The sequence below is a fragment of the Cellulomonas massiliensis JC225 genome, from assembly GCF_000312005.1.
Lineage (GTDB): Bacteria > Actinomycetota > Actinomycetes > Actinomycetales > Cellulomonadaceae > Cellulomonas > Cellulomonas massiliensis.
In genome coordinates, this window is record NZ_HE978588.1 from 2,485,489 (window position 1) to 2,495,300 (window position 9,812).

Sequence of the window (9,812 nt, forward strand, 5' to 3'; positions counted from 1 at the left end):
GCGACCTTGACGGATCCCTGACGGGCGGGCCGGCGGTCTTGCCGGATCCCTGCCGGTGGCGCGCGCAAGCGGCGCTCGTCCGGCGCGCGGGGCGGACGCCGGCGCCGTAGCGTCGCTGCTGGCGCGGAGCGCACGGAAGCGCCGCCGGGACCGAGGGAGAGGGACGCCGATGGACGCCGCCGACCTGCTGCGGGACACCTTCGGGCGGGTGCCGAAGCTCGCCCACGGGGCCGTCGACGGCCTCACCGAGGGCGAGCTCTCGGCCCGGGTCGACTCCGAGGCCAACACCGTGGCGTGGCTGCTGTGGCACACCGGGCGCGGTCAGGACGCGCAGCTCGCGGAGGCGTTCGGCACCGAGCAGGTGTGGGAGACCGGCGGCTGGCGCGAGCGGTTCGGGCTGCCGCTGCCCGCCGGGTCCACCGGCTACGGGCACTCCAGCCGGGAGGTTGCGGCGGTCCGCGCGCCCGCCGCGCTGCTCACCGGCTACGTCGAGGCCGTCGCGGCCGCCGCCGACGAGGCGCTCGGCGGCGTCGGCCCGGACGACCTCGACCGGGTGGTCGACACCCGCTGGGACCCGCCCGTGACGCTCGGCGTGCGCCTCGTCAGCGTCGTCGGCGACGCGCTGGCGCACCTGGGCCAGGCCGCGTACGTGCGCGGGCTGCTGCTGCGAGCGCGCTGACCCGAACGGGTGATCCGGCGCGTCCTTCGACGCGTTGACCTGCGGCGGGAGCGGCGGGGCCACCGCGCGCCGCGCGCCGTCGCGGCTGCCGGACGGCCACGGCGGCATCATGACCGCCATGCCCCGGACGGACTCGCGCCGTGACCTCGCCGCGCTCGTCGCCGGACGCACGCCGCTCGTCGTCGTGGAGACCGCCGACGAGGACTACGCGGTCGAGCTCGTCCGCTCGACGGTGAGCGGCCCGGGCGCGCTGGTCCAGCGCCGCGTGTTCCGGTGGTCGGTGACCTCGGGCCTCGAGCGCGTCGACCAGGACCTCGGCGGCGCGCAGGCGCACAACGCCGACCCCTCCACGCTGCTGCGCTCGCTGTTCGACGCGGCGCCGCCCAGCGTGTACGTCCTGCTGGACTTCCACCCGTACCTCGACGACCCGGTGACGGTCCGCTTGCTCAAGGAGCTGTGCCAGCATTTCGAGCGCAGCGGGCGCACGCTGGTGCTCGTCAGCCACGCCCTGCGCCTGCCGCCGGAGCTGGCGCACCTGGCGGCGTCGTTCGTCGTCGACTTCCCCGACGCGGAGGAGCGCCGCGCGATCGTGAGCCGGGTCGGCGAGGAGTGGACGCAGACGACGGGCCGCCTGCCGATGCTCGACCAGGAGGTCACGCAGCGGGTGGTCGCGAACCTCTCGGGGCTGTCCCGCGGGGACGTCGAGCGCCTGGCCCGCACCGCGGTCTTCGACGACGGCGCGCTGGACGCGTCCGACCTGCCGGAGGTCATGCGCGCGAAGCACGCGCTGCTGGCGCGCGACGGCATCCTCGAGTTCGAGCTCGACACCGTGCCGATGTCCCAGGTCGCCGGCATGACGCACCTCAAGCGGTGGCTCGCGCTGCGACGGCCCGCGTTCGACCGCTCGGCGCCCCACCTGCGCCCGCCGAAGGGCGTGCTGCTGCTCGGCGTGCAGGGGTGCGGCAAGTCAATGGCCGCGAAGGCCGCCGCCGGTCTGCTGGGCGTCCCGCTGCTGCGCCTGGACATGGCCGCCGTGCACGACAAGTACGTGGGGGAGTCGGAGCGTCGTCTGCGCGACGCCGTCGCCACGGCCGAGGTGATGGCGCCGTGCGTCGTCTGGATCGACGAGCTGGAGAAGGCGCTCGACGCCTCCGACGGCGACGCGGGCGCCTCCCGGCGCGTGCTGGGCACGCTGCTGACCTGGCTGCAGGAGCGCGACGCGCCCGTCTTCGTCGTCGCCACCGCGAACGACGTCACGCGGCTGCCCCCGGAGCTCGTCCGCAAGGGCCGCTTCGACGAGATCTTCTTCGTCGACCTCCCGGACGACGCGACCAGGGCTCAGGTCGCGGCGGTCCACTGCGCCGCGCACGGCCTGACCCTCGACGCGGACGAGGCCGGCCGGCTCGTCGCCGCGAGCCAGGGCTGCTCGGGCGCCGAGATCGAGCAGGCGGTGGTGTCCGCGACGTTCGCCGCGTACGCCCAGGGCGCGGCGCTGACGGCTGCGCACGTCGAGGCGGAGCTGCGGGCCACGACGCCGCTGTCCGTCGTCATGGCGGAGAAGGTCGCCCAGCTGCGGGCCTGGGCCGCGCCCCGCACCGTCCCCGCCGGCTGACGCGGCCCCCCGGTGCGGCGTCGGTGCAGACGGCGACGCGCCCGCCGGCCGGGGCCGACGGGCGCGTCCACCGCCGCGCTCAGGGGGTGATCGTGAGCGGCTGCGTGCCGGCGGTCAGCCGCCAGTCCGGGTTCGTCGACGAGAACAGCGCCGGGTCGACGACCTGGTGCTGGGTCACCCAGTCGATGAGCAGCTGCCGGATCTCCACCTGGCGGTTGTAGACGACCGGGGCGCCGACGACGCCCGGGAACGACCCGCCGCCGGACTGCCGGTAGTTGTTGATCGCGACCACGAACTCCTGCCCGTCGGCGACCGGCGTGCCGCCGTAGGCGAGGTGCGTGATGCGCGAGCCGACCGGCGCCGACAGGTCGATGTCGTACGTCAGCGGCGCGTCGAGCCCGCCCATCACGTCGTAGTTGTAGTCCGGCGTCCCGTTCGGCGCCGTGCCCGTCGGGGCGTTGGTGACGGCGTCGGCGGCGTACGTGCCGGGGCCGGGGACGCCCCGGAAGTACTCCGTGGACTTCTCGAGGTACGCCTTGACCTGCGCGCCGGTGAGCTTGATGCCCAGCAGCGTGTTGTCGTAGATGTACAGCCCGGCAACGTCGCGCACCGAGACCTCGCCCGCGGGGATGGCCGCCTCGCGGTTGAACGGCGCCGCGATCGACAGCACCGGCAGCTGCGCGTCCGCGCCCGTGAGCTCGGCCTTCACGGCCTCCGCCTGGACGTGGTTGATGAAGTCGAGAGCCGCGGTGTCCTCGTAGCGGGCGGTCGCGGCCGACATCGCCTCCGTGGACGTGCCGATCACGCTGTTCACGTAGTCGACGACGGTCGCGTGCTCGTCCTGCAGCAGGCGGACGATCCTCGGGTCCTCCGGCACGGTGTTGGTGTTCCGGACGGACGCGCTGACGTCCTGCACACGCCAGCGGCCGTGCACCTGGCGCAGCTCCACGTCGAACAGGGACAGCCGCTCGCCCCAGCGCAGCGGCTCGGACAGCACGACCTCCTTGCCGGTCTGCTGGTTCGTCACGACGCGCTCCGCGATCTCCTGGTGCGCGTGCCCGACGAGGATCGCGTCGATGCCCGGCACCTGCTGCGCGACGAGGGTGGCCGCGTTCTCCGGGAACGGCAGCGCGTCACCGTAGGACGACGAGGTGTCGGCGCCCGAGTGCGCGGAGACGAGCACGACGTCGGCGCCCTTGCGGCGCAGCTCGGGCACCCATCGCCGGGCCTGCTCGACGAGGCCGTCGAAGTGCAGCTTGCCCTCGACGTTCGCCTTGTCCCAGATCGCGATGCCGGGGTTCGTCAGGCCGAGGATGCCGACCTTGACCGGCTTGCCGTGCGCGGGCCGGACGGTCGTGATGACGTACGGGTCGAACGCCGGCCGGTTCGTCCGGTCGGAGAGGGCGTTCGCGCCGAGGAGCGGGAAGTCGAGCTGCCGCTCGAACGCGCGCAGGTAGGGGATGCCGTAGTTGAACTCGTGGTTGCCGAGCGCGGCGGCGTCGTAGCCGATCGCGTTCATGGCGGCGGCCATCGGGTGCGTGCCGCCGTCGGTGATCGGGTCGACCTTGGCGTAGTAGTAGGCCAGCGACGTGCCCTGGATCGTGTCGCCCGCGTCGACGAGCAGCGTGTTGCGCGCGCCCTTCTCGCGGCGCACCTGGTTCACGAGCGTCGACACCTTCGCCAGGCCCACGTCGTTGTGCGCGCTGTCGTCGTACTCCGCGTCCTTGAAGTAGTCCCAGTTGAAGACGTTCCCGTGCAGGTCCGTCGTCCCCATGATCGTGAGGTGGTAGTCGCGGCCGGACCCGTGGCCGCCGTGCCCGCCGTGGCCCCCGGAGCCGCCGGCGGCGGCCGGGGTGGCGAGCGCGGCGACCAGTGCGGCCCCGGCCAGGACGGCTCCGGCCGCCGCGACGCTGCGGCGGTGCGGGTGTCTCGTCATGTCTGGTCTCTCCCTGCATGTCGGTGATGCACCGGATCACGGCGCGCCGGGCACGCTACCCCGAACGGGTGACGCGAGCGCGACCGTGGACGAACGCGCAGATGAGCGCCGCACGACGGCCGCCGGTACGGTCGAGGGACGCCCGGCGGGCCCGGCCGGCAGCCGGGCAGCGCCACGGCCACGACGCCACGGCCACGACGACAGGAGGAGCGGATGACGGACCACCGCAGCGTCGCGCAGGTCGCCGAGGAGCACCTCGCCCTCGCGCGCCAGGACCCCCACGGGCGGTCGGCCGAGCTCCTGGTGCACGACGGCGTGCTGCGGCAGACGGTCATCGCGCTGACGGCCGGCACCGAGCTCGCGGAGCACAACTCGCCGCACGCGGCGTCCGTGCAGGTCCTCGTCGGCAGCCTGGTGGTGACCGGGATGGACGAGGGGCCGCTGACCGAGGGACGCCTCGCCGCGCTCACGCACGAGCGCCACGCGGTGAGCGCGCTGGAGGACACCGCGTTCCTGCTGACGACCGTGACGAGCCAGCCCGGCAGCCTCGACTGACCCGTCCGCCGGGGTGGCTCAGCCGTCCGAGGCGGGCGCGTCGGGGGCCAGGAGGGCCCGGAGCTCGCCGGCGAGCCGGGCGGTCGCGGCGGCGACCGGCTCCCCGGCGGCCGACGCGCGGCCGGCCGCCAGCCCGAGCAGGTAGGCGGTGAGCGGTGCGGCGGGCCGCGCCACGCCCCGGGCGACGTCGCGGGCGACGTCGAGCACGACGGCGGTCTCGTCCGTCGTCACGCCGGCGAGGCCGAACAGGCCGCTCACGCCGGCGAGCCAGTCGTCCAGCGCCTCGGGCGGCAGGTGGTCGGCGCTCATCGTGGTCCTCCTCCGGTCGGCCGGGCGGACGCCGCCGCGCGTGCGCGCGCGAGGTCCTCGGGCGTGTCGACGTCGTCGCTCGCGTGGTCGGGGTCCGGCAGGCGGACCAGCGCGAGCCTGCCGAGGGCGGCACGCAGCGGCGCGCCCGTGAGCCGCCCGCCGCGCTGTTCGGCGACCTGCCACACCACCGCGCGCAGGGGAGCCGCGGCGTACCGGCCCGCGAGCCACTGCTCGCGGCCCCCGGCGTCCACGAGCACGGCGCCGTCGGCCCCGGCGGGCTCCGGAGCCTGGAGCAGGGCCGGGACGAGCTCGTCGGCCCGCGGCAGGTCGCAGGCGAGGACCAGCACGTCGGCCACCGCGGCGGGGACGGCCTCGAGCCCGGCGGCGAGCGCAGCCAGTGGCCCGCCGTACGCCGGCTCCTCCCGGGTCACCTCGACGCCCTCGCGCGCCGTGCTCGGCGGGTCGCCGACGACGACGACCCGTCGGACCTGCGCGCGCAGGACCGCGTCGAGCACGAGGTCGAGCATCGCGCGGCCCCCGACCTCGACCCGCGCCTTCGACAGCCCGCCGAGCCGGCGCGCGCGGCCGCCCGACAGCAGCACGGCGACCGTGCCGCCGTCGTCCCGCAGCTCGGGCGCGCGTCCTCGCACCCGCCCAGGGTACGGACCTCGGCCCGCGGCGCGGCCTGCGCCGCAGTTGGCGACGGGGCGCGTCGTGGGCACGTCGTGGGCACGTCGTGGGCACCGAACGAGCCCGGAAAAGACGAAAACCCCTGGTGACCAGGGGTTTTCCGAGTGGGCGATACTGGGATCGAACCAGTGACCTCTTCCGTGTCAGGGAAGCGCGCTACCGCTGCGCCAATCGCCCGGGGGTGGTGCTGATGCGAGGTGGAGATGGGATTCGAACCCACGTATACGGCTTTGCAGGCCGCTGCCTCGCCTCTCGGCCACTCCACCCTGAGACCGCAGTCCTCAGCGGCCAACGCCGAAAGGATGTCTCCGAGCGGACGACGGGATTCGAACCCGCGACCCTCACCTTGGCAAGGTGATGCTCTACCACTGAGCCACGTCCGCGCGTCACGGTCCGGCTCTCACCGGCTCCGTGTGCGTCCCAGACTTTAACCGAGTTCTCTCGCCCGAGTCCAACTGGCCCGCTGTGGCCTGCGCAACCCTCGGCGTCGGTGCGCCGGGAGCCCGATGATCCCGCGGGATCGGCGCCGGTAGCCTCGGCGGGTGCCCCCCGGACCCGTCGTGTCGCGCCCCGCGCAGGACGGTCTCGCGTGGTTCGGCGACACCCTGGCGCGCCGCCCCGTCGAGGTCGTCGACGTGCTCGCGGAGCCGGAGGCGCTGGCCCGGCCGGGGTGGTGGGCGCTCGTCGGCGAGTTCCAGGGTGGCGTGCGCGCGTGGCGGTTCGACGAGGTGGTCCGGGCGCCGCGGTCCCCGTCCGCCGGAGGGGCGCCGCGCTGGTCGGGCCCGGCCCCAGGGGCGTGGTCGTCGTCCCTCGACCGGGACGGGTACACGGCCGCCGTCGCGGCGGTGCGCGAGCGCATCCGCGCCGGGGACGTGTACCAGGCGAACCTCTGCCGGGTGCTCGCGGCGCCGCTGGCCGATGAGCCCGACGCGCAGGCGCTCGCCGCGGTGCTCGACGCGGGCAACCCCGCGCCGTACGCGGGCGGCGTGCACGTCCCGGGCGGCGGAGCCGACGGCGTGTGGGTCGTGACGGCGTCGCCCGAGCTGTTCCTGCGCCTCGAGGACGGCGTCGTGACGTCGGGGCCGATCAAGGGCACCGCGGCGACGGTGGCGGGCCTGGGGAACAAGGACCGCGCCGAGAACGTCATGATCACCGACCTGGTCCGCAACGACCTGCAGCACGTGTGCGAGCCGGGCACCGTCGAGGTCACCCGGCTGCTCGGCGTCGAGCGGCACCCCGGGCTCGTCCACCTCGTCTCCACCGTGCAGGGCCGGCTGGCGGCCGGCGTCCGCGGGGAGCGCCTGTGGGGACCGCTGCTCGACGCGACGTACCCGCCGGGCTCGGTCTCGGGCGCGCCGAAGTCGTCGGCTCTGCGGATCATCGCCGCGCTCGAGCCCGTCGCCCGCGGCCCGTACTGCGGCGCCGTCGGCTGGGTGCACGTGGCGCCGGACGGCCGCACCCGCGCCGAGCTCGCCGTCGGCATCCGCACGTTCTGGTGGACGCAGGGCGTGCTGCGGTTCGGCACGGGCGCCGGGATCACGTGGGGGAGCGACCCGGCGGCCGAGTGGGCGGAGACGGAGCTCAAGGCGGCGCGGCTCGTGGCGCTCGCGTCCGGTCAGGGCACACTGGCCCGATGAGTGTCGCGATCTGGTCCGACGGTCGGCTGGTCGACCCCTCCGAGCCGCTGGTCGTCGGCGTCGACCACGGCCTCACGGTGGGCGACGGCGTCTTCGAGACGTGCGCCGTGGAGCAGGGCACGGCGTTCGCCCTCACGCGCCACCTGCGGCGCCTCGAGCGCTCGGCGCGCGGCATCGGCCTCGCGGCGCCGGACGAGCAGGCCCTGCGCGAGGGCGTGGCGGCGGTGCTCGCCGCGGCGCCCGACGCCGGACGGGTGCGGATCACCGTGACCGGCGGTCCCGGACCGCTCGGCTCCGACCGGTTCGACCCCGCGCAGCAGCGGCACACGCTCGTCGTCCTGGCCGGACCGGCGACCCGCTCGCCGACGAGCCGCGTGGTCCGGGTGCCGTGGGTGCGCAACGAGCGCTCGTCCGTCGCCGGGCTCAAGACGACGTCGTACGCGGAGAACGTGGTCGCGCTGGCCGAGGCGCGCCGGCGCGGCGCCGACGAGGCCGTGCTCGCCAACACGGTCGGCCACCTCTGCGAGGGGACCGCGTCGAACGCGTTCGTGGAGCGCGGCGGCGAGCTGCTCACGCCGCCGCTCTCGAGCGGGTGCCTCGCCGGCATCACGCGCGAGCTCGCGCTCGAGTGGGGCGCGGCCGCGGGCCTGCCGGTCCGCGAGGCCGCGGAGGGCGAGCTGCGCTACGAGGTGCTGGACGACGTGCTGGCCGGCAGCGCGCACCTCACGATGACCGGGTCGATCCGCAACGTCTCGCCCGTCGTGCGGCTGGACGAGCAGGACGTGGCCCCCGGGGAGCTGTCGGTGCAGCTGCGCGAGCTGTTCCAGGCCCGGCTCGCCGACGACATCGACCCCTGAGCCGGGCGGGACCGCCGGCTCGCACCCGGACACACGACGACCGGTCCCGCGTCGTCGCGGAACCGGCCGGGAGGGTGTGCGACGGCTCAGGCCGTCAGCAGGGCGGCGATGAGCGCCGTGATCTCGTTCTCCATGCGGGCGCTCTCGGTGCCGAGCGGCACGAGCGCCTCGGTCGCTGCCAGGAAGCGCACCAGCGGCTCGGCGGGGGCGGCGAGCAGCGCGCTGCCCTCCACGCCGCTGAGCGACACCAGCACGTAGTCAGGGTCCTCGTCACGCCACACCTGCACGTCGCCGGTCCCGGCAGGTGCGTCGGCGCTCGCGTGCATCCCGAGGGACAGCAGCTCACGCCCGACCAGCCACGTCGACATCGTGTGCGGCCCGGTGAAGACGGCGCGCACGGTGTAGGGATCGGTCGCCCTGAAGGAGAGCTCGGCGCTCACCGGGATGACGCTCGCGTCGGACCCGATGAGCTGCATGGCGACGACCTCGACGACGTCATACGACTGCGTCATCGGGTCCTCCACGGGGTTCTGGGGCTCGGGCCCTCTCATCATGGCAGCGAGATGCCCGATTGGACCGTTGTCCGGCACATGTTCACCCGGAGGGAGGTCATCCGACCAGGTGCCCGAATCGTGCATGATCGTTCATCGGGACGCGGAGCGCCGGACTTGAGCGATCGCGCTGCATGACCTTCACCACGCGCGTGCGTCCCGCGCGTGGCCGCGCGCCCGCGTGAGGACGGGCTGGTCGCGTGGCGGCCCGTGGCGTCGTCGGGCGGCCGTCGTGCCCGCCGCCGGACCCCGGTTCGGAATCTGGCCGTGGGTTGGGTAGCATCCTCTCGGACGTCACCCCGAGTGGCTCCCGGGCGATTGGCTCAGTGGTAGAGCGCCTCGTTCACACCGAGGAGGTCACTGGTTCGAACCCAGTATCGCCCACCGTCAGTGCAGGTCAGCCCCGGTTCCGGCCGGGGCTTTCGTGTGTCCGGCGACGCCCGAGGACGGCCCGCGCGCCGCCGTGCCGGCGAGGCCGGTCGCTCCGCCGTCGCCGCGCGTCGCAGCACCGGCGCCGCGCCGGGCGACACCCCGGTGGCGGGTGTCCCGGGCAACCGTCGGCACACTGTGCCCGTGCCCCTCGTCCTGCGCCGGCTCGCGACGCGCCTGCCCGTGCTGGGCGCCGTGGCGCTCGTCGCCGGCACGTTCGTCGTCGCGTCGGCGCCGCTCGGGCTCCCCGGCGCGACGGACCAGGGCCTGAGGTCCCTTCTCACGGCGCCGGGGGCCACGGCGTCGCTCCGGGTGGAGACCCACCTCGCCCCCGACGCGGCGGCCCAGGACGCCGCCGCCCGGGCGGTGCTGCTGCGTCGGGTCGGTCCGGACGCGCAGGTGACGCGCTCGACGCGCGTCACTCTCGACGCCCCGCAGGGCCCCGTCGAGCTGGTGTCCGACGCGGAGCTGCCGCAGGCCGCCACGCTCACCGCCGGGCGGTGGGCGTCGGCCTCCGGCGCGCGGGTCGAGGCGGCGGTGCAGGAGGACGCGGCGCG

Annotated in this window: 10 protein-coding genes and 4 tRNA genes; 7 read left to right on the top strand and 7 right to left on the bottom strand. The window is 75.2% G+C overall.

Annotated features, from left to right (window positions below):
* Positions 1-169: 169 nt before the first annotated feature.
* Positions 170-679 (top strand): mycothiol transferase, encoded by a 510-nt coding sequence (locus HGCM_RS11785; protein WP_019137040.1) that lies wholly within the window; start codon positions 170-172, stop codon positions 677-679.
* A gap of 118 nt (positions 680-797) precedes the next feature.
* On the top strand, positions 798-2,291 hold the full coding sequence (locus tag HGCM_RS11790; protein ID WP_040399802.1) for an AAA family ATPase: 1,494 nt from the start codon (positions 798-800) through the stop codon (positions 2,289-2,291).
* A 79-nt stretch (positions 2,292-2,370) separates the two neighbouring features.
* Here the strand turns inward: HGCM_RS11790 and HGCM_RS11795 are convergent, their stop codons facing one another.
* Complete coding sequence (locus tag HGCM_RS11795; protein WP_019137042.1) at positions 2,371-4,227, bottom strand: bifunctional metallophosphatase/5'-nucleotidase; 1,857 nt, start codon at positions 4,225-4,227, stop codon at positions 2,371-2,373.
* A 213-nt stretch (positions 4,228-4,440) separates the two neighbouring features.
* Between HGCM_RS11795 and HGCM_RS11800 the strand changes: the two genes are divergently transcribed.
* A complete protein-coding gene (locus HGCM_RS11800) occupies positions 4,441-4,782 on the top strand; it encodes a cupin domain-containing protein (RefSeq protein WP_019137043.1) in 342 nt (113 codons plus the stop codon).
* A gap of 18 nt (positions 4,783-4,800) precedes the next feature.
* Here the strand turns inward: HGCM_RS11800 and HGCM_RS20290 are convergent, their stop codons facing one another.
* From HGCM_RS20290 to HGCM_RS11825, 5 genes are all read right to left on the bottom strand, one after another.
* On the bottom strand, positions 4,801-5,091 hold the full coding sequence (locus HGCM_RS20290) for a DUF6457 domain-containing protein (protein WP_019137044.1): 291 nt from the start codon (positions 5,089-5,091) through the stop codon (positions 4,801-4,803).
* Positions 5,088-5,741, bottom strand: coding sequence for a molybdenum cofactor guanylyltransferase (mobA, locus tag HGCM_RS11810; RefSeq protein WP_019137045.1), 654 nt, complete (start codon positions 5,739-5,741; stop codon positions 5,088-5,090). Before mobA ends, HGCM_RS20290 begins: the two co-directional genes overlap by 4 nt.
* 145 nt (positions 5,742-5,886) lie before the next feature.
* Positions 5,887-5,958: transfer RNA gene (locus HGCM_RS11815), tRNA-Val, on the bottom strand.
* Between the two features lie 18 nt (positions 5,959-5,976).
* Positions 5,977-6,047: transfer RNA gene (locus HGCM_RS11820), tRNA-Cys, on the bottom strand.
* A gap of 45 nt (positions 6,048-6,092) precedes the next feature.
* A tRNA-Gly gene (locus HGCM_RS11825) sits at positions 6,093-6,164 on the bottom strand.
* A 159-nt stretch (positions 6,165-6,323) separates the two neighbouring features.
* Between HGCM_RS11825 and HGCM_RS11830 the strand changes: the two genes are divergently transcribed.
* Together HGCM_RS11830 and HGCM_RS11835 are read left to right on the top strand one after the other, a co-directional pair.
* Positions 6,324-7,418 carry a chorismate-binding protein gene (locus HGCM_RS11830; protein ID WP_019137046.1) on the top strand — a complete coding sequence of 365 codons (1,095 nt, stop codon included), beginning with the start codon at positions 6,324-6,326 and terminating at the stop codon, positions 7,416-7,418.
* Positions 7,415-8,275: an aminotransferase class IV gene (locus tag HGCM_RS11835; RefSeq protein ID WP_019137047.1), complete on the top strand. Its 861-nt coding sequence runs from the start codon at positions 7,415-7,417 to the stop codon at positions 8,273-8,275. The genes HGCM_RS11830 and HGCM_RS11835 overlap by 4 nt, the downstream gene beginning before the upstream one ends.
* Positions 8,276-8,361: 86 nt before the next feature.
* On the opposite strand, the gene HGCM_RS11840 is transcribed toward HGCM_RS11835, so the two are convergent.
* Entirely contained in the window at positions 8,362-8,787 is a 426-nt protein-coding gene (locus tag HGCM_RS11840) for an SsgA family sporulation/cell division regulator (protein ID WP_026075436.1), read from the bottom strand.
* A gap of 351 nt (positions 8,788-9,138) precedes the next feature.
* On the opposite strand from HGCM_RS11840, the gene HGCM_RS11845 reads away from it, so the two are divergent.
* Both HGCM_RS11845 and HGCM_RS19955 read left to right on the top strand, forming a co-directional pair.
* Positions 9,139-9,210, top strand: a tRNA-Val gene (locus tag HGCM_RS11845).
* Between the two features lie 189 nt (positions 9,211-9,399).
* Positions 9,400-9,812: hypothetical protein (locus HGCM_RS19955; RefSeq protein WP_040399083.1), on the top strand; the 413-nt coding region annotated here is incomplete at its 3' end.

Coding starts and splice junctions, on each gene's coding strand:
- HGCM_RS11785 (WP_019137040.1), top strand. CDS start 170: ATGGACGCCGCCGACCTGCTGCGGGACACCTTCGGGCGGGTGCCGAAG.
- HGCM_RS11790 (WP_040399802.1), top strand. CDS start 798: ATGCCCCGGACGGACTCGCGCCGTGACCTCGCCGCGCTCGTCGCCGGA.
- HGCM_RS11795 (WP_019137042.1), bottom strand. CDS start 4,227: ATGACGAGACACCCGCACCGCCGCAGCGTCGCGGCGGCCGGAGCCGTC.
- HGCM_RS11800 (WP_019137043.1), top strand. CDS start 4,441: ATGACGGACCACCGCAGCGTCGCGCAGGTCGCCGAGGAGCACCTCGCC.
- HGCM_RS20290 (WP_019137044.1), bottom strand. CDS start 5,091: ATGAGCGCCGACCACCTGCCGCCCGAGGCGCTGGACGACTGGCTCGCC.
- HGCM_RS11835 (WP_019137047.1), top strand. CDS start 7,415: ATGAGTGTCGCGATCTGGTCCGACGGTCGGCTGGTCGACCCCTCCGAG.
- HGCM_RS11840 (WP_026075436.1), bottom strand. CDS start 8,787: ATGACGCAGTCGTATGACGTCGTCGAGGTCGTCGCCATGCAGCTCATC.